The 257-nt window shown below is 58.0% G+C and carries 1 pseudogene; it reads left to right on the top strand.

From position 1 onward, the window contains the following. Window positions 1–257, top strand: a pseudogene (locus SB765_RS31415) (inositol 2-dehydrogenase); the annotation flags it as partial.

Here is a 257-nt window from a genome sequence, read left to right on the forward strand (position 1 = left end):
CTGACTTACTGGAAGCCGCAGCCCGCGCCGGTAAAGCTATTTACTGTGAAAAACCGGTCGATCTCTCTCTTGAGCGGGCCCGCTCTGCCGTGGCAAATGTTCTTCCTTACAACGTGCCGGTCACAGTAGGGTTTAATCGCCGTTTTGATGTCAGCCATCAGCAGCTGAAGCAACAACTCCGCCAGGGGCGGATCGGCCCGGCGGAACTGATTCAGATGGTCTGCCGCTCCTCAGCCATGCCGCCGCTGGCCTATCTT

The sequence above is a fragment of the Pseudomonas sp. SIMBA_067 genome, assembly GCF_046534675.1.
Taxonomy (GTDB): Bacteria; Pseudomonadota; Gammaproteobacteria; order Pseudomonadales; family Pseudomonadaceae; genus Aquipseudomonas; species Aquipseudomonas putida.